10 protein-coding genes and 1 tRNA gene are annotated in these 21,123 nt (G+C 70.0%); 5 read left to right on the top strand and 6 right to left on the bottom strand.

Annotation, left to right across the window (positions count from 1 at the left end):
- Window positions 1-68: 68 nt before the first annotated feature.
- From AB0E63_RS22290 to aceE, 4 genes are all read right to left on the bottom strand, one after another.
- Window positions 69-1,685, bottom strand: a complete 1,617-nt coding sequence (locus AB0E63_RS22290) for a response regulator transcription factor (protein WP_360369224.1) — start codon at window positions 1,683-1,685, stop codon at window positions 69-71.
- 33 nt (window positions 1,686-1,718) lie between these two features.
- Window positions 1,719-2,804, bottom strand: coding sequence for an NAD(P)/FAD-dependent oxidoreductase (locus tag AB0E63_RS22285; protein WP_360369221.1), 1,086 nt, complete (start codon window positions 2,802-2,804; stop codon window positions 1,719-1,721).
- Window positions 2,801-3,106: a hypothetical protein gene (locus tag AB0E63_RS22280; RefSeq protein WP_360369218.1), complete on the bottom strand. Its 306-nt coding sequence runs from the start codon at window positions 3,104-3,106 to the stop codon at window positions 2,801-2,803. The genes AB0E63_RS22285 and AB0E63_RS22280 overlap by 4 nt, the downstream gene beginning before the upstream one ends.
- A 147-nt stretch (window positions 3,107-3,253) precedes the next feature.
- On the bottom strand, window positions 3,254-5,983 hold the full coding sequence (aceE, locus tag AB0E63_RS22275; protein ID WP_360369410.1) for a pyruvate dehydrogenase (acetyl-transferring), homodimeric type: 2,730 nt from the start codon (window positions 5,981-5,983) through the stop codon (window positions 3,254-3,256).
- A 296-nt stretch (window positions 5,984-6,279) separates the two neighbouring features.
- Between aceE and AB0E63_RS22270 the strand changes: the two genes are divergently transcribed.
- The 5 genes from AB0E63_RS22270 (at window position 6,280) to AB0E63_RS22250 (ending at window position 18,951) form a co-directional block, all read left to right on the top strand.
- The gene (locus AB0E63_RS22270; protein ID WP_360369215.1) at window positions 6,280-6,723 is read left to right on the top strand and encodes a DUF3052 domain-containing protein; all 444 of its coding nucleotides are present in this window, start codon (window positions 6,280-6,282) and stop codon (window positions 6,721-6,723) included.
- A gap of 1 nt (window position 6,724) precedes the next feature.
- Window positions 6,725-7,186, top strand: a complete 462-nt coding sequence (locus tag AB0E63_RS22265) for a peroxiredoxin (protein ID WP_360369212.1) — start codon at window positions 6,725-6,727, stop codon at window positions 7,184-7,186.
- 21 nt (window positions 7,187-7,207) lie between these two features.
- Window positions 7,208-7,282: transfer RNA gene (locus AB0E63_RS22260), tRNA-Val, on the top strand.
- Window positions 7,283-7,303: 21 nt separating this feature from the next.
- Window positions 7,304-7,897, top strand: a complete 594-nt coding sequence (locus AB0E63_RS22255; protein ID WP_360369210.1) for a hypothetical protein — start codon at window positions 7,304-7,306, stop codon at window positions 7,895-7,897.
- A gap of 392 nt (window positions 7,898-8,289) precedes the next feature.
- A complete protein-coding gene (locus AB0E63_RS22250; RefSeq protein WP_360369207.1) occupies window positions 8,290-18,951 on the top strand; it encodes an amino acid adenylation domain-containing protein in 10,662 nt (3,553 codons plus the stop codon).
- A gap of 166 nt (window positions 18,952-19,117) precedes the next feature.
- On the opposite strand, the gene AB0E63_RS22245 is transcribed toward AB0E63_RS22250, so the two are convergent.
- Window positions 19,118-19,687: a hypothetical protein gene (locus AB0E63_RS22245; RefSeq protein ID WP_360369204.1), complete on the bottom strand. Its 570-nt coding sequence runs from the start codon at window positions 19,685-19,687 to the stop codon at window positions 19,118-19,120.
- Window positions 19,688-20,062: 375 nt separating this feature from the next.
- On the bottom strand, window positions 20,063-20,992 hold the full coding sequence (locus AB0E63_RS22240) for an ROK family protein (RefSeq protein WP_360369201.1): 930 nt from the start codon (window positions 20,990-20,992) through the stop codon (window positions 20,063-20,065).
- Window positions 20,993-21,123 lie beyond the last annotated feature (131 nt).

Below are 21,123 nucleotides of genomic sequence, written 5' to 3'. Positions count from 1 at the left end.
AGCATCCGGCCGGACACCCCGTCCGCACCTCACTCCCGAGAGTGAACGCGATCCCTCGCGAGAGCCTTCTACAGCAGGTCGTGGTCGCGGGCGTACGCCGCCGCCGCGGTCCGGGACGGTACGTCGAGCTTGGTGAAGATGTTCGTGAGATGCCGCGCCACCGTCTTGTCACTGAGCACGAGCCGCTCCGCGATCTCCGCGTTGCTCCGACCGTCCGCGACCAGGCGCAGCACCTCGAGCTCACGCGCGGTGAGACCGCCCGCGGTGCTGACGTGCAGCAGTTTCTCGACCTCCTGCCGGGCCGGGACCGCGCCGAGCTCGGCGAAGGTCTTGCCCGCGGCGGACAGTTCAGCCACCGCCGATTCCTCGTCCTCGAGCAACCGGAACGACCGACCGATCAGCACCTTCGTCCGCGCGACCTCGTACGGCGCCTGCAGTTCGGTCCACAGTCGTAGCGCAACCCGCGCCTGCGGCAACGCCCGATCGGGATCACCACGCTCCAGCGCCACCAACGCCAAGCAGTACGCCGCCCACGCGCGCAACCCGGCACACCCGAAGCCGGCCGCGATGCTCGCCAGCTCGTCCGCGACCGACTCGGCCTCGTCGACAGCCCCATCGGCCAGCAGGACCTCCACCGCTCCCGCGAGCAGGCGTGACCGGTACACCGCTCCGATCGTCTCCGCGAGCAATCGCCGTACCGTCCCGACCGCCGCCGGCGTGCGGCCGCGGGCGAGTAGCAACAACGCCCGTCCTGGCTGAGGCTCGTACCCGAAGCCGGCCGCCTCGTCATAGGCCTTCTCCGCAGCCACGAGCTCGCCACGGATCCGCAGGACGTCGCCACGCTCACTCAAGGCCAGCCCGGCCGCCGCTTGCGCACCCGACGACGCATACCGCCGGCAGGCCTCGTCGTACTCCTGCAGCGCCTCGCCGTACGCACCGTGCAGCCGCAGGATCTGACCCCGATGTACGGCGCACTGTCCGGTGAACGGCACCAGGTCCGGCTGGGTGTCGCACCACCGGGTCAGCGCCGCCGTCCACGCCGCGGCGCGGGCGAAGTCCTGCACCTCCTGGCAGGCCTCGATCATCGCGCAGTACACGTTGCCCGCGAAGATCGGCGACAGCTCACCGGCCGCGACGCCGACCATCGCTTCGTCGAGCAACGCCAGTCCCTCCGGCACGCGACCGGCGTACATCAGGGTCCGGCCCTGGCAGACCAGGCCCTGGGCGAGCAGATCGGCATTGCCGAACCGGCGGCCCACCTCGGTCATCTCGGCGCTGATGCGCAGGGCACCGGTGGCATCTCCCTGGTTGAGGTGGCGGAAGAAGTCGTGGATCAGGAGGTATCCCCGTTCGACCACGTCGCCCTGGTCGGCGAGCAGCCGTTCGGCGCGGGCCGCCCAGCCGAGACCGATGGCGACCTCCCCGCGGATGTTAAACACCAGCGCCAGCCAGAACGCGACTCGGACCGCGCCCAGGACGTTGCCCTCGTCAACTTCCTGCCGGTACGCGCGTTGCAGCCCGCGGACGCACGCGTCGTTGTCGCCGACCAGGTATGCGGCGGTGGCGAGCGTGACCAGATCGCCGCCGCCGAGGTCGGCCGTGGACGACAGCCGGTCGTAGGCCGTCGCCCAGTCCCGCCGGTCGAACGCCGCCCGGGCGCGCTCCAGATCCTCCACGATGTTCATTGCCATCCCCTCCTGCGAGGATGCGCCCCGGAGTCAGGCGGCGGCAAGACTCCGGTCCGCACGGGATCGGGTCGCGATGCGTTTGGCGACGTACGCCGCGTCCCGGCCGACACCGGGCAGGGTCATCGAACTGAAGGCGTACTGGAAGCTGAGTCCGCAGAAGAACAGGCCGGGCGCGTCCGCGGCGACCCCGCGCAGCTCCCGCGGCCAGCCGTCGGCACCGATCACCGGTTCGTCGATCCAGTCGAACACCTGCCGGAAGCCGGTGCTCCAGACCACGTTCGACACCTCCACGGCCCGGCCGTCACCCAGCATGGGCAGGCCGTCCTGGACGCCGGTGACCCGGTCGTGGACCCGCTCGACCCCTCGCGCGAGCAGGTCCGCGCGCTTCACCCGGATCATCGGGCCGCCCCGGAAGCGCAGGTCCTCCATCACCTTGTCCGCGACCGGCAGCCGACGGGTGACGATGTGCCGCCCGACGAACAGGAAGACCGGCCAGAAGAGTGACTGCCCCGGCTTGCCGGGCCGGACCGGGAGCTGTCCGGGGTCGCGGCCGCACAGGATGGTTCGGTGGGTCTGCGCGACCTCGTAGGCGATGTCGGTGCCGGAGTGTGATCCGCCGACCACCAGGACCGGCCCCGGCTTCAGTTGGCCGGGCCGGCGGTACTCGCTGGAGTGCAGCTGCCGGATCGCCGGGTCGAGGTCGACGGCGAAGTCCGGCAGGTTCGGCGTACGGCCGAAGGTGCCGGTCGCCACGACCACGTTGTCGGCCGCGATCCGCTCGTCGCCGATCTGCGCGACCCAGTGGCTGTTCACCTGCTCCAGCCGGTCGACCCGGGTGCTGGACCGGATCGGGAGCTTGAAGTGGTCGGCGTACGACTCGAGGTAGTCGGCGACCTCGTCCTTGCCGGGGTAGTTCCACCGGTGGCCGGGGAACGGCAGTCCGGGCAGGCCGTCGTACTTCGCCGGGGTGTAGAGCTTGAGCGTGTCCCACTGGGCGCGCCACTGGTCCCCGACGTGGGCGTTGCCGTCCAGGATCGTGAACGGCTGACCGAGCCGTTGCAGGTGGTAGCCGGTCGCGAGTCCTGCTTGGCCGGCGCCGATGATGATGGTGTTCATGCGAGCCTCCGCTCGTCAGAGACGACGCCGCGCCGGGCGGTGTTGAACCGCAGCCACCACAGCAGCATCAGCGCGGACGTCACGACGTAGAAGCCGTGCAGGGCCCAGATCGGCCCCGGCGGCAGGTGCACCACGTAGATGCAGTGGACGGCGTTGCCGACATTGGCGAGCACGAGGTTCCACGGACTGTACGACGCGAGGTCGCGGGTCCGGATCGCCTTGAACACCATCGGCAGCGTGCTCGACGCGAAGAGGAGGGTGGACACCGTCCCCGCGAGTAGAGCAACACTTGCGCCAGTCATGCCACGACACTAGAAATCCGGGCCCATCCGCCGCGTCGGACGGAATGCGCAACTGGCGAACGCCGCCGACTACGAGGTTTGTCGTAGGGCCGCAAGACAACAGGCCCCTGGACCAACCGGTCCAGGGGCCTGTCAGGACGGACGGCGTCAGGCGCCGGCGCCCTCTTGCTTCACGCCGGCGACCGCGGTCGGGTCGTCGATGCGGTACTTGCGGGCCGCCTCGGCGGCGACCTCCGGCTTGACGTCGCCGCGCTTGGCCAGGATCTCCAGCGTGGCGACGACGATCGACTCGGCGTCGACGTGGAAGTGCCGCCGCGCCGCGGCCCGGGTGTCGGCCAGGCCCCAGCCGTCGGTCCCCAGCGACGTGTAGTCGTTCGGCACCCAGCGGGAGATCTGGTCCTGCACCGCGCGCATGAAGTCACTGACCGCGACCACCGGGCCCTTGGTGTCCTTCAGTTGCTCGGTGATGAACGGCACCTGCTCCGGCTCGTCCGGGTGCAGCAGGTTGTGCTGCTCGGCCGCCACGGCGTCCCGGCGCAGCTCGTTCCACGACGTCACCGACCAGATGTCGGCGGCGACCGAGTACTCCTCGGCGAGGATCTCCTGGGCCTTGCGGACCCACGGCAGCGCGACGCCGGACCCGAGCAGCTGCACCCTCGGCACGTCGTCACCCTCGGCGGTCTCGTACTCGTTGAAGCGGTAGATGCCCTTGAGCAGCCCCGCGACATCAAGATCGGCCGGCTCTGCTGGTTGGGGAACGGGCTCGTTGTACACGGTGAGGTAGTAGAAGACGTCCTCGCCGAACGGCTTGTCCTTGTCCAGGCCGTAGCCGTACATCCGGCGCAGGCCGTCCTTCACGATGTACGCGACCTCGTAGGCGAAGCCCGGGTCGTAGTGCACCGCCGCCGGGTTGGTCGAGGCCAGCAGCGGCGAGTGACCGTCCGCGTGCTGCAGTCCCTCACCGGTCAGCGTCGTACGCCCGGCGGTCGCACCGACCAGGAAGCCCCGGCCGAGCTGGTCGCCGAACGCCCAGAGCGAGTCACCGGTCCGCTGGAAGCCGAACATCGAGTAGAAGATGTAGAACGGGATCATCGGCTCGCCGTGCGTCGCGTACGCCGTACCGGCCGCGATCATCGAGCCCATCGCGCCGGCCTCGCTGATGCCCTCGTGCAGCAGCTGGCCCTGCTGGGACTCCTTCCACGACAGCAGCAGGGCGCGGTCGACGGCCTCGTAGTTCTGCCCGTGCGGGTTGTAGATCTTGGCCGTCGGGAACATCGAGTCCATGCCGAACGTGCGGTACTCGTCGGGGGCGATCGGGACGATCCGGTCGCCGATCTCCGGGTCCTTCATCAGATCCCGGAACAGCCGGACCAGGGCCATCGTGGTCGCCACCGGGCCGTTGCTGCCCTTGCTGAGCGGCTTGTAGACGTCGTCACCAGGAAGCGTCAACGAGGTCTTCGGCGCCACCCGGCGCTGCGGCAGCGAGCCGCCGAGCTGCTTGCGCCGATCCATCATGTACTGGTACTCCGGCGAGTCGGTGCCGGGGTGGAAGTACGGCGGGTTGTACGCGTCCTCGAGGGCGGAGTCCTCGATCGGCAGGTAGAGCCGGTCGCGGAACGCCTTCAGGTCGTCCGAGGTCAGCTTCTTCATCTGGTGGGTCGCGTTGCGGCCCTCCAGCGCCTCGATCGTCCAGCCCTTGATGGTCTGGGCCAGGATCACCGTCGGCTGCCCGACGTGCTCGGTCGCGCTCTTGAACGCGGCGTACACCTTGCGGTAGTCGTGACCGCCGCGGGGGAGTTTGCGCAGGTCCTCGTCGGACAGGTTGCTGACCATCTGCTGGAGCCGCTGGTCGCCGCCGAAGAAGTTGTTCCGGATGTACTCACCGGACTCGACCGAGTAGGTCTGGAACTGGCCGTCCGGCGTGGTGTTCATCTTGTTCACCAGCGCGCCGTCGTGGTCCTGGGCGAGCAGGTTGTCCCACTCGCGGCCCCAGATCACCTTGATCACGTTCCAGCCGGCACCGCGGAAGAACGCCTCCAGCTCCTGGATGACCTTGCCGTTGCCACGGACCGGGCCGTCCAGCTGCTGCAGGTTGCAGTTGATCACGAAGGTGAGGTTGTCCAGCTCCTCGCGGGCGGCCAGGCCGATCGCGCCGAGCGACTCCGGCTCGCCCATCTCGCCGTCACCCAGGAACGCCCAGACGTGCTGCTGGCTGGTGTCCTTGATGCCGCGGTGGTGCAGGTACCGGTTGAAGCGCGCCTGGTAGATCGAGTTCAGCGCGGCCAGACCCATCGAGACGGTCGGGAACTCCCAGAAGTCCGGCATCAACCGCGGGTGCGGGTACGACGACAGGCCGTTGTGCGGACCGCGGGACACCTCCTGGCGGAAGCCGTCGAGCTGGTCGGCCGACAGCCGGCCCTCGAGGAACGCCCGCGCGTACATCCCGGGGGAGGCGTGCCCCTGGATGAAGATCTGGTCGCCGCCGCCGGGGTGGTCCTTGCCGCGGAAGAAGTGGTTGAAGCCGACCTCGTACAGGCTGGCCGCGGACTGGTAGGTGGCGATGTGGCCGCCGACCTCGAGGCCCTTGCGGTTGGCCTTGCTCACCATCACCGCGGCGTTCCACCGGATGAAGGCCCGGATCCGGCGCTCGATGTGCTCGTCACCGGGGAACCACGGCTCGCGCTCGGGCGGGATCGAGTTGATGTAGTCGGTGCTCCGCAGCGCGGGCACCCCGACCTGTCGCTCCCGGGCCCGCTCGATCAGCTTGAGCATCAGGTAGCGCGCTCGCGCCTTGCCCCGTTCGTCCAGGACGGCGTCGAGCGATTCGACCCACTCGCGTGTCTCGTCGGGGTCGATATCGGGGAGCTGGGTGGGCATCCCCTCGGTGATGATGGCTGGTGGTTCGTGTCCGGAAGCCACGGTGTCCTGCCGTTCTCTCTGGTTGTCTTCACCGCAATCCTGTCACCTGTTCGGAATGCGTTCTACTTCGCCTTCCACAGGCGCCCGATTCCGGTCGTTCGCGCGTGATCTGAGCGGACACGGACTGTACCCACCCCGCGGATACCGGACACGTCACGGAAGTCTGGTGCATACTTGCGCGACGCGGTACGTCACGATGGACTATCGCTACTGAAACCTACCCCCGGGCAAGCGGGGACCACGGAGGAGGACACGTGAGCGCGACCGCGGACCACGCGGACGGCAAGAGCGGGGTGCCGAACATGGCCTCCCGGCTCGGCCTGGAGGCCGGCTGGGTCGTTCAGGAGATCGGGTACGACGAGGATTGCAGCGACGAGCTCCGCGACGCGATCCGGGAAATCACCGGGGAACCATTCGTCGACGACGAGACCGACGAGGTCGTCGACGTGGTGCTGCTCTGGTTCCGCGAGGACGACGGAGACCTGGTCGATGCCTTCTTCGACATCCTCACCGATCTGAAGGCCGGCGGCGTCGTGTGGCTACTGACCCCCAAGGTCGGCCGCGACGGCTACGTGGAGAGCAGTGACATCGCCGAGGCCGCTCCGGTCGCCGGCCTGGCCACGACCAGCACCCTGAGCGTCACCGACGACTGGTCGGCCACCAAACTGGTGGTGCCGAAGTCGGGCCGCCGAGGCTGAGGTGGCCGCTGCCGTCGGCAGCCGGGCACCCGACTTCAGCGCCCGCAACCAGTACGGCGAACAGGTCCGGCTGAGCGACTTCAGCGGCCGGCGGGACGTCGTACTGGTCTTCTACCCGTATGCCTTCAGCCAGGTCTGCACGAGCGAACTGGCCGCGCTGCGGGACCGGCCGGAGTTGCTCGCGGCCGCCGAGTTCCTGGCGATCTCGTGCGACCCGATGTTCACCCTCCGGGCGTACGCCGACGCCCAGAAGCTCGAGTTCAGCCTGCTGACCGACTTCTGGCCGCACGGCTCCATCGCAACGTCGTACGGCGTCTTCGACCCCGCCCGAGGCTGCGCCCTCCGCGGCACCTTCGTGGTGGACCGCACCGGCCTCATCCGCTGGTCCGTCGTCAACCCCATCCCCGAAGCCCGCAACCCCGACAACTACGCGGAGGCACTGGCAAGTCTGAACCTCAGGTAGACTCCACCGGTCGTTTGATCCGGGCGAATAGCTCAGCGGTAGAGCGCTTCCCTTACAAGGAAGATGTCGGGGGTTCGATCCCCTCTTCGCCCACCAGAAGCGGGACACTTCGGTGGTATGACCGAGGCTGCTGTTGTGCCGCCGTCCTGGACGGTGACTTTGCTGTGCGGTGCGGCTGGGATCGGGAAGACGTCGGTCGCGGTGCGGCTGGCTTCGCGGTACGGCGTGCCGCTGGGCGAGGCTGATGACGTGTACACGGCGCTGAAGGCGCTCACTACGCCTGAGCAGCAGCCGTTGTTGCACTACTGGGACAGCCATCCGGAGGCGGGCAGTTGGTCGCCTGCGAAGACCGCCGACCTGCATCTCGCGGCTGCGGAGTCTGTGCAGGTCGCGTATCGGGCTGTTGTTGCCGACCATGTGGAGTCCCGGACGCCTGTCGTGCTCGAAAGCGATGTTCTGCTGCCGGGCTTGGCCCTCGGCTTCGGCAAGCGCGTCCTGGCGTTCGTCCTGGAGGAGTCCGATGAGGACCAGATCGTCGCGAACTTCCTGGCCCGCGAACCCCAGTACGGAGAGCAGCGGCATCGGGCTCAGGTCAGCGTCGAGGTGAACAATCGGCTGGTCGAACGGGCGCGCGCCGCCGGGCTGCCCGTCGTACCGGCGCGGCCCTGGGGCGACTGTCTGGACCGGATCGACGCAGCACTGCGCGGCTGAGTGCGGCGGTCGTTTCCGGTGATCGGACGGTCTGTCGATCGGGCGTATCCACGGGCCGTGAGCGTCGTTGTCCACGGTGGCGGCGGTCGGTGGAATTCTTAACTGTCGGCTGGTGAGAACGGACTCCTCCCGGGCCGGTTGCGGCTGGTAGGGTTCACGGCTGTCGGTCGGCGCGATGACCCACCGGGTGCGCCCGGTGACGGCATTGTTTCGGCAGGCGGAAAACGGGGCTTGTCGTCGGTGAGAGCGAGACGGGTGTGCCCTGAGCCCGGCTCCGTCCAGTTGGGGAGGCGCGTGTCCGTGGGTCGCCAACTGGCTGGCGCCACCGTCGTTCCGGTGACGTGCCCGCGTGACGCCGTACCGGTCGTCCTCCCGGTGGTGGCATCGGCGTGGTGAGGAGCAGTGTGGACCGGCCGGCGATCTCCACCGGGCCGGCCCTGATGATTCCCGCCGGGTATCCGCGCGACCTCCCGAGCGCCCTGCTGCGCGCCGCCCGTGACTTCGGCGGCGCCGGTGTGGTCGAGATCGGCGCGGACGGCCGCGAGACCAAGCTCGACTTCCCGACGCTGCTCGAGCTCGCCGCCCGGATACTGGCCGGCCTGCGGGCGAACGGCGTACGCGCGGGTGATCCCGCGGTCGTGCACTGCACCGAGCCGGTCGGGTTCTTCGCCGCGTTCTGGGCCTGCACGCTCGGTGGGATCCGTCCGCTGCTGGTGGCCCCGAGTCCCGACGGCGACCGGTCCGAGGCCGGCCGCGAGCGGCTCCGCAAGATCACCGACCTGCTCGGCTGGACCGTCCTCATCGGCCGGCCGTCCGACCTCCCGAACGACCTCGGCCTGCCCGTCCTCGACCCGGACGCGATGGCCGGTCACGAGCCGACCTCTGACTTCCACCGCCCGGCTGCGGACGACGTCGCCGTACTGATGATGTCGTCCGGCACCACCGGTACGCCGAAGATCGTGCAGCTCACGCATCGCGGGCTGGTCGAGTTCGCCGCCGGTACGCCGGCCATGCTGCCGGTGCGGCCCGGTCAGACCACGCTCAACTGGCTGCCGCTGGACCATAGCGGCGCGTTCCTGCTGTACCACCTGCTGCCCGTGTTCACCGGCTGCACGAACATCCACGTGAACACCGACTGGGTCCTGTCGAACCCGCTGCGCTGGCTCGACCTGATGGACCAGCACCGGGTCAACCACTCGTGGTCGCCGAACTTCGGGTACCGCCTCGCGACGCAGGCGATCGCGGGGGAGCCGGATCGGCACTGGGACCTGTCCGCGCTGCGCAGTCTGGTCAGCGGTGGCGAGCAGATCACCGTGCCGGTGATGTCGGAGTTCCTTCGGGTGACGAACCGGTTCGGCGTCGTACCCGAGACCTTCGTCGCGGCCTGGGGGATGACCGAGACGGTCACCGGGATCACGTTCGCCCGGCCCGGTCTGACGCCGAACGTGCACCGCGTCCGGATCCCACCGACCGGAGTCGTCGAGTGGGTCGACCAGCGGCCCGCGACCGGAAAGGTCGCGGTGGCCAGGCCGGGCAAGGCGCGCGCCGAGGCTCCCGGAGTGCTGAGCCTGGTGTCCGTTGGTGCGCCGGCGCCGGGAACGACCGTACGGATCGTCGCCCCGAACGGCGCCGTACTGCCGGAGGGCCGGATAGGTCAGCTGCAGGTCGCGTCGGCTCGCGTGACGCCGGGCTACCTGGGCAACCTGGAGGCGGACCGGTCCGCGTTCCCGATCGGCAACTGGCCGGCCCGCAAGTGGCTCGCGACCGGCGACCAGGGCTTCATCACCGGCGGGCAGGTGGTCATCACCGGCCGGGACAGCGAACGCGTCATCATGTCCGGCAAGCTGTACTACGCCCACGACATCGAGACCGTCGCCGCGACGGTCGTCGGTGCCGAACAGGGCCTGATCGCGGCCTGCGGCGTCGCGGACGCGGACACCGGGACCGATCGGCTGGTTGTCTTCTACGCGCTCACGCCCGACTCGATCCCCGGGATGGACCAAGGGATCCGCAGCCTCATCCAGGGTCGGCTGGGCCTCTCGGCCGAGGTCATCGGCGTACCGCGCCGCGACTTCCCGACCACCCCCGGCGGCAAGATCCTCCGCCCCCTCCTGAAACAACGGTGGATCGACGGCAGCCTGATCACCCCGCACGGCCCCCACATCGAACCCGCCGGCGCCAGCTCCGACTCCGGCCCCACCGGCGAAGGCCCCTCCGCCGCCCCCGACGAGGACCCCTCCGAACGCACCACCGAACTCCCCGTCGTCCGCCTCGCCTGGAAACGCACCCTCCAGCAATCCATCCCCACCCCACCCCAACGCCCCACCCTCGGCGCCCGCCCGAACCAGGCCCCCGCCACGCCCGCCCCCGCCGGGACCACCCCCGCCGAGCCGGCGTCTGCTGCTCCCGCCTCCGCGGACCCAGCCTCAGCCACGGCCACCTCCGCCCCCGCCGAGCCGACCTCAGCCGAACCTGCGTCTGCACCCGCAGACTCTGCGCCCACCGAGGACACGCCGTCGGACCCGGCGTCCGTCGAGCCTGAGGCCGCGCCGGAGCCGGTGCAGACGTCGGAGTCGCAAGCACAGCAGTCCGGCCAGCAGGCTGAATCCTCCGCACAACAGGACGAGCACGGCGCGTACTTCGACAGCACTGCCTTCGCCCTCAATCCAACAGACCCCGAGCAGTCGCAACAACCCAAGACACAGCCGGCGCCGCCCGCCTCACCCGAGGCCCTGACCGAGCCCGCAGTACCTGATGTACTCACGGAGCCTGCCGACCAGGCCACCGAGCCGAGCGCCGCTGAATCCGCCGCCGCCGACCAATCGGCCGAGCCCTCGATAGCAGTAGCCGACGAAGAGCCCGAGTCCACCGAGCAGGCGGCCGAGCTCGACGCGTCGTCGGAGCCGGATACTCAGATCCTCACTCGGATTGAGGCGGACACCGAGCCTCAGCCCGTCCAGGCCGAGTCCACCTCGGAGGCGGTACTCGCGCCCGAGCACGACCCCACGCCCGGCGAAGACGACGCTCCCGAGGTCGCCCAGCCAGCAGCCGAGCACGAACCAACCGCCGACACCGAGTCCGCCGAAGACCCAACACCCGCCGAGCCCGACTCAGCCGAACAAGCCGCCGAACCCGAGCCAGCCGAACAAGCCGCCGAGTCCGAGGCGGCCGAGGCAAGTGCTGAGCTGACGGAGGGGAAGCCGCAGCCGACTGCAGAACTCGAGCAGCGGGAGACGGGCGCAGATGTCGGCCCGCAGGCAGCTGGGGAGGGCGATCAGGCGGCGACTGTAGAGGACGAGGCGCACCCAGAGCCGTCTGGACCTGCCGAGGCGACCGAGGCCGAGCCCGAGCCTGAGGCGGCTGCCGAGGGGACCCCAACTGCAGACGACGAGGTCGCGGCAGACGTGGAGCCGTCCGCACCGTCCGCGGGTGAGCTTGCGCCAGAGGTCGAGCTCGAGCCGGAGGAGGTTGGGGACGGCAAACTGACGCCGGTTGCGGAGGATGACGCGCGCCCGGAGTCGGATGCACCGACTGACCCGTCGGCAGCGGTCGAGTCAGAGACGCACGCACAGGCAGCTGCGGAATCGGAGTCGTCTGCACCGGTCGTGGCTGAGGTTGCGCCAGACGTCGAGTCGGAGCCGGAGGTTGCTGCGGAAGGCGAGTCGAAGCCGACTGCAGACGACGAGGCGCACTCGGAGGCGCGTGCACCGGCCGACGCGGCCCCAGAGGTCGAGCAGGAGGCGGCTGCGGAGGGCGAGGCGGAGGCGGAGTCGCCTGGGCTGGCAGATGTTGCGCAGGAGTCGTCTGCGCCGACCGAGGTCGCGTCGGCGGTAGACGTTGACGCGGAGGGGCTGGCACAGTCGGCGGCGACTGCGGAGGCCGTGGCTGAGGGTGATGCGGCTGCGGAGCCGGGTGCGGTCCAGCAGGGTGCGGCTGCGGTGGTCGTGGAGCCGGAAGTCGACGTACCGGTTGAGGCTGCGGTACTCGGTGAGTCCGAGCCGATCGAGCCAGCGGCGGACAGCTCAGACGCCGAGCTTGAGCCCGCCGAGGTCGGGGACGCAGCTGAGCCTGAGACGGGACTGGAAGCGGACGCCGAGTCGGCCACCGAGCCTGGGGTGCAAGGCGAGCTGGTCGCCGAGGCCGGCGACGAAGCTGAGGCTGAGGCCGGACCAGACGCAGGGGCCGAGTCAGCTGCCGAAGCGGAGGCGCAACCCGAGCCTGTCGCCGACCGCGAGCCTGTCGGTGAGGCGCAGTCCGAGCCGGTCGCGGAGGCTGGGGACGAAGCTGAGCCTCTGGCCGGATCGGAAGCAGACGCCGAGTCAGCCATCGAGGCCGAGGTACAGCCCGAGTCTGTCGCCGATCCCGAGTCTGTCGGTGAGGCGCAGTCCGAGCCGGTTGCCGAGGCTGGGGACGAAGCTGAGTCTCAGGCCGGGCCGGGAGCGGGCGCCGAGTCGGCTGCTGAGCCTGAGGTACACCCCGAGCCGCTTGGCGACGCTGGGCCTGTTGCTGAGCGGCAGTCCGAGGGGGTCGTCGAGGGCGAGCCTGCGCTGGTCGCCGACGCCGAGCCTGTGCCGGCGCTTGAGGCGGCTCCTACGACGGCGGGGGGTTTGGTGGTCGCGTCGGCTGCTGAGGCCCCTCGGGTTCACGATGTAGCTGCGGGCGGAACGGCTTCTGCGACCGCGCCGGAGGATGAGTCCGCGGCGGGGGATGAGTCCGCGGCGGGGGATGAGTCCGCGGCGGGGGATGAGTCCGCGGCGGGGGATGAGTCCGCGGCGGGGGATGAGTCCGCGGCGGTTGGCGAGGTGGGTGCAGGTAGTCCGGCGGCTCTGGCGACTGCGTTGGATTCGGTGGCCGGATCGGCTTCTGAGTCGGCGGCGGCTGCTGAGCCGGCAGAAGGTGCTGACGGCACGGCGGTTGGCGCGGTGGCTGGTGTGGGTGCGGCGGGGCTGGCGGGTGGGTTGGGTTCTGCGGGCGTGGCGGGGGCTGGGACTGCGGGAGATGCTGCGGGAGATGCTGCGGGGGCTGCGACGGGGGTTGCGGGAGGTGCTGCCCGGGCGGCGGGCCGCGCGGCTTTGGCGGCTTCTGGTGCTGCGGGGTCGCGGGGTGTGGTGGTGGAGCCGGTGGCTGTGGTGGGGGTGGCTGGGCGGTTTCCGGGGGCGGAGACGCTGGAGCAGTTCTGGGACAACCTTGTGGGTGGGGTTGAGAGCGTTCGGCGGTTCTCGGCTGAGGAGGTGGGGCAGGTCGGGGACGGGATGGTCGCGGTCAGTGGGGTACTCGACCACGTGGAGTCGTTCGACGCGAAGTTCTTCGGGTTGAGCGATCGTGAGGCCGAGTTGATGGAGCCGGCGCAGCGGCTGTTCCTCGAGGTCTGTCATCAGGCGCTCGAGCACGGCGGGTACGCCGGGACCTCGAGCCGGGTCGGCGTTTTCGCCGGCTCCGGCATGAACCTCTACAACCGCCAGCACCAGTCCCGCGACTCGATCGCCACGCGCGTCGCCTACCGCCTCGGGCTGACCGGCCCGGCGATCGGTGTGCAATCCGCGTGGTCCTCCTCGCTGGTCGCCGTACACCTCGCTTGCCAGGCGCTTCGGTCCGGTGACGCGGATCTGGCGCTCGCCGGGGCCGCCGCCGTACAGGTGCCTCAGGCAACGAGTTATCAGCCGACGCCGGAGTCGGTCTTGTCGCCGAGCGGCCAGGTCCGTGCGTTCGCCGCGGACGCCGACGGCACGGTCGGCGGGAACGGCGTCGCCGCCGTCCTGCTGAAGCGCCTCGACCAGGCCATCGCCGACGGCGACACGGTGTACGCCGTCATCCGCGGCACCGCGGTCAGCAACGAGGACGCCCCGTCGGGCAACCAGGTCGAGCTGATCGAGCGCGCGCTGGAGCGGGCCGGATTCGCGGCGGATTCGCTCAGCTACATCGAGGCGAACGGGATCGGCAGCCCCACCGCGGACGCCGCCGAGGTCAAGGCCCTGACGGCCGCGCTGCGCCGGCACACCGAGCAGGTCGGCTTCTGCACGATCGGCTCGGTCAAGCCGAACATCGGCCACCTCGACAGCGCCGCGGGCATGGCCGGCCTGATCAAGACGATCTTGATGCTGCAGCACCGGATGCTGGTCCCGACCATCAACTACACCGCGCCGAACCCGGACCTCGCCCTCGACGGCAGCCCGTTCGTGATCGGCACCGACGTACGCGACTGGGAAGCCGGTACGACGCTGCGCGCCGGCGTCAGCGCCCTCGACGCCGGCGGCATGAACGCCCACGTGATCCTCGAGGAGGCGCCCCGGCAGATCCGCCGCGGCGACGACGGCCCCGTCGTACTCGCGCTCTCGGCCCCGGACCCGGACGCACTGGCCGACCTGGTCGAGTTGTACCGCACCGACCTCGGCCACGGCACTGGTCACCGCCTCATCGACCTCGCTGGTACGGCGGCGCTCGGCCGACCCGCACACCGGCACCGGATCGCGGTCGCCGGCTCCACGGAAGCCGAGCTGGTCGACGCACTCGGCTCCGCCCAGGCAGCTGAGGTCCCGCGCGGTGGACCCGGCCCACTCGGCTATGCGTTCACCGGACAGGGCGCCGCGCGTCGTGGGATGGCGGCTGGGCTGGCCGCGCGCTTCCCGGCGTTCCGGTCGGTGCTGGACGAGTGCGATCGCGTCTACCACGAGGAGACCGGCGGCAGCCTGCTCGAGCTGTTGCTGACACCAGCTGCCGGGTCGGAAGGCGTCTGGCCGACCGAGACCGCACAGCCGGCGTTGTTCGCGTTCGAGCTTGCGCTGGCGCGGTTGTGGCAGTCGTTCGGTGTGCAGCCCGCGCTGGTAGTCGGTCACAGCGTGGGGGAGTACGCCGCTCTATGCGTGGCCGGCGCGTTGTCACTGGCGGACGGCGTACGGCTGACCGCCAAGCGCGGCGAACTGATGCAGCGTGGCACGGTGCCTGGCGCGATGGTCGCCGTACGCGCGGATGCCGACAGAGTTCGCGAACTCGCGCAGACGACCGGCGTGGAGGTTGCTGCAGGCAACGGTCCGCAGTCGTTCGTGCTGACCGGGTCGGAGGTGATCGTCGGGCAGCTCGCGGCGCAGCTGGACCGGCTGGAGGTCGCGTGGCAGCGGCTGGACGTGGATCGGGCGTTCCACAGTTCGTTGGTCGATCCAATCTTGGCCGACTTCGCGGAGATCGTCCGGGAGATCACGCTCGAGCCGCTGCGGACGCCGATGGTGTCGAGCTGGTCCGGTGATCTGCTCGAGTCCGGCACCGTGCTGGACGGCGACTACCTGGTCGGGCAGCTGCGGCAGCCGGTGCTGTTCGGCGACGCCGTCGAGGCGGTCACGGCGGCGGGTTGCCGGCGGTTCCTGGAACTCGGGCCGGACGCCGTACTGAGTCCTGCCGGTCGCCGGATCGCGCCGAACAGCACGTGGATCCCGGCGCAGCGGTTGGGCCAGGATGCGGTGCTCGCGACGATGAACGGACTCGCCGAGCTGTACGAGCAGGGCACGGAGATCACCTGGTCGAAGGTCTATCCGGACGGCGGTCGCGTGCCGCTGCCGACGTACCCGTTCCGTCGCGTCCACCACCCGGTCGATCCGTCGGTGACGGTTGCGGCCGTGGGTACGGCCGGCACCGCGGACGCCGGTGTGGCGCGGCCGACTGCGTTCGAGCGGGCGGCGCGGGCGCAGGCGGTGGTGTTCGAGCCGTCGAGTGCCGCGGTGAAGCGGATTCCGCTGGATCCGCCGGACGAATCCGCTCCGGCCGAGGTCGAGCCGGTGGACGAGGTTGCGGAGCGGTCGCCGTTCGCGTTGCCGGCCGAGACGCATCAGATCGACGCGGACTACTTCGCGCAGGCTGGTTCGCTGGCCGGCGACGACGTGTCGGCCGAGCGTTATCGCGACTCGCTCGACGCGATCCTGGACCTGACCTGTGCGGAGCTCGACCTCGACCCGTACGACCTCACCGTGGACCACACCTTCGCCGAACTCGGCGCGACGCCGGACAAGCTGGCGCCGGTCATCTCGCAGATCAACGATCGCTTCGCGGTCGAGCTCACAGCCGACGAGTTGTTCGGCAGCTACAGCACCCCGCACAAGCTCGCGACCGCCGTCGCGACTGTTGCCGAAGGCACCGAGTCGGACGACGCCGCCGCTGCTGCTGAGTCGGTGGACGCTGCCGAGGTTGAGTCGGTCGACCCTGCCGGGGCTGAGTCGGTAGCGGCTGCCGGGGCTGACTCGGCGGAGGCTGCTGGACATGAGTTGGTGGAGGCTGCGAAGGCGGTCGAGTCTGCTGCGGCGTCGGAGGACATTGCTGCGCCGGTCGAGGAAGCTGTCGTGCCGGCAGACACCGAGCCGGATGCCGACGACGTCGTAGCCGAGGAAGAGCTGCCGGCTCGGGATCCGCGGGCTGCGCTGGCGGTGTTGGGGTCCGGGCTGGCCGAGTTGGCGGCGAAGGTGGATGAGGCTGCGGCTGCGACGAGCGAAGCCCAGTTGCCGGGCAGTGGGATGGCTGCGCTGATGTCGCAGCAGCTCCGGGTAGCGGGTCAGTTGGTCGACGGCGTCACGCAGTTGATGCGCGAACAACTCGCGCTCCTCAACGAAAGCGCACCAGAAGCCGCCGAGGCGGAAACACCCACCGGCGAATCGCCTGCCCCGGCCGAAGCCGACGCACCAACGGGCAACACACCAACGGTTGAGACAGCACCTCTCGACGCAGCGCCGACTGAGGGTGTTGGTGCCGCCGATGGTGACACCGACGGCCTGTCGGTGGGAGCTGGGTCTGCTCGCGAGAGCTCCGTACCTGGGGCCGCGGAGGCTGCGCGGCGGCGGGATCTTGGGTATTGGGAACTGGCGTTGGCGGGGGCTGAGCCGTTGGTGTTGCCGGCGGATCGGGTGTGGCCGACGGTGGAGCCGCGGGTGGCTTCGGTCAAGCAGGAGCTGGACGAGGAGCTCGGCGACGCGGTGTTCGTGTTCAGCCGGGAGCGCAAGGTCAGCCCGCTGATGACGATGCTCGCGGCGGTCGGCACCGTGCTCGGCCGGTTCGCGGCGCAGGAAGACGTAACCATCGGTTCTGCGTTGATCCGTCCGCAGGGCGACACCTCGACGACGATCCGCCGCGCGCTCCCGCTCCGGATCGACCTCTCCGGTGAACCCGACCTCGGCGAGCTCGCCCAGCGTGTCCGCGACGTCGCGACCGGCGCGTTCGACCACGCCGGCGCCGACCTCGCCTTCTTCGAACGCGACCCGCTCTTCCAGATCCTCGTCGAGTTCGAGGACGGCGACGACGAGCTCCCGGCGACCGTGGACCTGCGGTTGCGGCTGACCCACCACGGCGCGGGCATCACGTGTACGGCGGACTACCGGTCCGGACTGTTCGACCAGAGCACCATCGACCGCCTGCTCGCGTACCTCGAGGCAGTGTTGCGCCGGGCAACGACCAGCCCGCGGCTGCGTCTGCCCGACCTGATGCTCCCGATCGAGTCCGACCTGGAAGCACTCCGCGAGCTCGAGGGGGATGTCGAGCCGACAGGCCTGCGCGGCCGGGTACGTCGTGACGCCGTGGTCGCCGGCGAACTCAGCGGACTGCACACCCTCTTCGAGCAGCAGGTCGCCCGCACCCCCGACGCGATCGCGCTCATCCAGGGCGATCGAGAACTGACGTACGCCGAACTGGACCGCCGGTCGAACGCGGTCGCGTGGCAGCTGACCGACCTCGGCGTGAAACCGGGGCAGCTCGTCGCCGTCCGCGTTGCCCGAGGCACCGAGTTGGTCGTCGCCGTGCTCGCCGTTCTCAAGTCGGGTGCGGCGTACCTGCCGCTGGATCCCGGCGTACCCGAATCCCGCTGGGCGTTCATGATCCAGGACGCATCCGCGGTCGCGCTGGTCGGCGACGATGCGGCACTGGCCGATCGGCTCGGGTTGCGACTGGTCCCGGTCGCCGCGACGGATGGGGACCCGCGGGCGCGGCAGGCGCCGCCGGTGCGGGCCGCGGCCGATGATGTTGCCTACTGCATCTACACGTCCGGCTCGACAGGGAACCCGAAGGGTGTCGTCGTACCGCACCGCGGCCCGGTCAACCTGGTCCGGCACTACCTGCGGACCCGGCGGTCGCTGCGGACGTTGCAGTGGACGTCGTTCGGTTTCGACGTACACGTGCAAGAGATGTTCACCACGCTCGCTTCCGGTGCTGCGCTCGTACTGATCGGCGAGGACGATCGGTACGACCCGGACGCAGTGGTCGCGGCCTTGCGGGATCACAAGGTCGAGCGGCTGTTCATGGCGTTCAGCCCGTTGACGGCGTTGCTCGCGACGATGCGCCGGCTGCCCGAGTTGCCCGCGCTGCGCGAGATCGTCGCCGGCGGTGAGGCGATGGTGCTGACGCACAAGGTGCGCGACTTCCTCGAGGCGCATCCGGACTGCGGGCTGTTCAACGAGTACGGGCCGGCCGAGGCGTCGATCGTCACCACGATCCACGAGGTCGACCCGGCCGAGGACCGGCCGTCGATCGGGCGTCCTGTCGAGGGCGTCGTCGTACGCCTGCTGGACCAGGCATTGCGGCCGGTGCCGGTCGGTGCGGTCGGCGAGATCCACCTCGGTGGTGCGGCCGTTGCCCAGGGCTACATCGGCCGGCCGGACGAGACCGAGCGCGCGTTCGTGCCGGACCCGGGTCATCCGGGCGGTCGGCTCTACCGCAGCCGCGATCTCGGTCGCTGGCGGATGGACGGGACGCTGGAGTACCTCGGTCGCGCGGACGACCAGGTCAAGATCCGCGGCCACCGCGTGGAGCCGGGCGAGACCGAGCACGTACTGGCCGATCAGCCCGGTGTGATCGACGCGGTCGTGGTCGCGTGTGCGGACCCGGGTGGTGACACCTGCCTGATCGGGTACGTCGTCCTGGAGGACAGCGACCCCGCGGTCCTGGCCCGGCTGATGCTCGACCTGGGCAAGGAGCTCCCGATCTACCTGGTCCCCGCGGATCTGATCCCGATCGAGGAGCTCCCGCTGGACGACAACGGCCGCCTGGACCGCAGCCTGCTTCCCGAGCCGGAATGGCTCAGGCCGTAAGAGGTGAGAAGGCTCGAGCCGAGTGGCTCGAGCCCGCCCGAACGAAGTCCGGGCGAGGTCTGTGCCCAGGACGTTTGGTTCTGCACCGTGGACGGGGGGTCAGGTCGGTGGAGGCCCTCCCGCAACCACCGGTCCGCCGTCCGCGGTGCAGAACCCGCGACGATCCTCATCCCTCCTGAGGATCGATCGCACTCCGCGTTCGCCTGCGGAACAGTGATGAGGCACTGATCAGGCAGACGAGCAAGGAGTAGACCGCAAGTGCGGATCCGGCCGTGGAGCCGGCACCACCGGCCGATGATCCGACGCCGGCCGAGCCGCTTCCGTTCCCACTGGACAGTGCGTCGTTCCCACTGGACAGTGCGTCGTTCCCACCGGCCAGGGCCACGACCGCGGCGACCACGACCAGCGCGCTCAACGGCCCGACCCACCTGAGGACACCCATCCGGATCGCAGGCCGCAGCGAGCTGTGCAGCGCGGCCAAGCCACACGCGGCGGCGACGTTCAGCAGCAACAGACGCCCGGAGACGTCCTGCAGTGCGACACCGGTTGATCCGAAGGCGTCGTACCCGACTGCGTACGCGTCGATCGGGACGGTGACCGCGGCCGCGCCGACAGCGGCGAGCTGGAACACTCGCGGGCGCCGGATCGAGCCGCGCAGAACGTCGTACCTGGAGGTCGTGGTCACGACCAGTGCGGTGAAAAAGAGAGCGAACAGCAGGAGCACCGCGACGTCCATCCGGACCGTGTCTCTCTGGTCGAGCGTTGCCCCGGACAACGCTGGCTGACTGGATGCCTCACTGCTGTGGGTTTTCGCGAGGGCGGCGGGAGAGTTTCCTCGCCCGCCGCTCACGCGTTCGGCTGATCCAAGGCCCCCCTCGATCAACCATTTCCAGCCGGTCCAGGCCCCCTGACCGGCCCTGGATGACGTGCCCCCACCCCATCCATCCGTTGCATCGCGTGGAACGGGGCCGTCGTTACACGGTTTCGGGGATTCGGTAAAAATTGCGCAAAGGTGCGCGCGAGAAGCTTTTGCGCGCGCGAATTCTGTGTGCCGACGCTGAAAAGCCCGCCACCCCCAGCACATGGGCGGTGACGGGACGGGGCAGCGGGGTCAGGCCAGGACGGACCAGGCTTGGTGGGCGGCGCCGAGGAGGCCGGCGTTGTCCAGCTGGGCGGGCTCGACGGTGAGGTCGGTGACGAAAGGGAGCTGGGCCAGGCGTTTCACCCACGCCTGCACAGGGTCGAACAGAACCGGACCCGCCTTCGCCACTCCGCCGCCGATGACGACCGTGGTCAGGTCGACCGTGACCGCCGTTGCGACGATGCCGGCGGCAAGCGCCTGCGCGCCGTCGTCGAAGGTCGCCACCGCCAACTCGTCGCCGGCCGCCGCGTCCGCCGCCAGGACCTCCGCATCCACGTCCTCATCCGTACGCCAGCCGCGACGCTTGGCCCGGGCAACCATCCGCGGCCCGCTCGCGTACGCCTCGACGCACCCGAACGACCCGCACGCGCACGCCTCGCCGTCCTGGTCGATCACCACGTGACCGATGTGCGCGGCGTTCCCGGACTGCCCGATCAGCGGCTTGCCGTCGACGACCAGTCCGCCGCCGACCCCGGTCGACACCACGATGCCGAGCAGCGTGTCGACGTCCCGCCCGGCGCCGGTCCAGAACTCACCCAGCGCGAAGCAGTGCCCGTCCACTCCGAGCGTCACGGGTACGTCGCCGGCCACCGCGCGTACCCGATCGACCAGGGGGAAGTTCCGCCAGCCGGTGATGTTCACCGGCGAGACCAGCCCGTGCTGCTGATCCAGCGGTCCGGCCGATCCGATCCCGACCGCGAGCGGCGAGGCGTCGCCCCGGACCCGTTCGATCAACTCCGCGAGCGCAGCGAACACCGCATCCGCGTCACCGTCCGGGGTTGGTATCCGGTCACCGGTGCGGATGGTGCCGTCCGCGGACACCAGAGCGGCGGCCATTTTCGTGCCGCCGATGTCGATCCCGAGTACGGTTCCCTGCGCCATCGCTGCTTCGTCGCTCATCATCCCCCCGTCAGGGCGGTCAAGGTCGAGAGACAACGTTATCCGTAGTCGGCCCGGACAGACAGGGGTCAATTGAAGGAATCCCTGGCGAACCCGCAGGAACAAGGCAATTATGTGCCATGGCAGGTCCT

The organism is Kribbella sp. NPDC026596 (genome assembly GCF_040638415.1).
Taxonomy (GTDB): Bacteria; Actinomycetota; Actinomycetes; order Propionibacteriales; family Kribbellaceae; genus Kribbella.
The sequence above is the reverse complement of the archived record's forward strand: the minus strand, read 5'-3'. Positions and strand labels throughout refer to the sequence as shown.

Coding starts and splice junctions, on each gene's coding strand:
- AB0E63_RS22290 (WP_360369224.1), bottom strand. CDS start 1,685: ATGAACATCGTGGAGGATCTGGAGCGCGCCCGGGCGGCGTTCGACCGG.
- AB0E63_RS22285 (WP_360369221.1), bottom strand. CDS start 2,804: ATGAACACCATCATCATCGGCGCCGGCCAAGCAGGACTCGCGACCGGC.
- AB0E63_RS22280 (WP_360369218.1), bottom strand. CDS start 3,106: ATGACTGGCGCAAGTGTTGCTCTACTCGCGGGGACGGTGTCCACCCTC.
- aceE (WP_360369410.1), bottom strand. CDS start 5,983: ATGCCCACCCAGCTCCCCGATATCGACCCCGACGAGACACGCGAGTGG.
- AB0E63_RS22255 (WP_360369210.1), top strand. CDS start 7,304: ATGACCGAGGCTGCTGTTGTGCCGCCGTCCTGGACGGTGACTTTGCTG.
- AB0E63_RS22245 (WP_360369204.1), bottom strand. CDS start 19,687: ATGGACGTCGCGGTGCTCCTGCTGTTCGCTCTCTTTTTCACCGCACTG.
- AB0E63_RS22240 (WP_360369201.1), bottom strand. CDS start 20,992: ATGAGCGACGAAGCAGCGATGGCGCAGGGAACCGTACTCGGGATCGAC.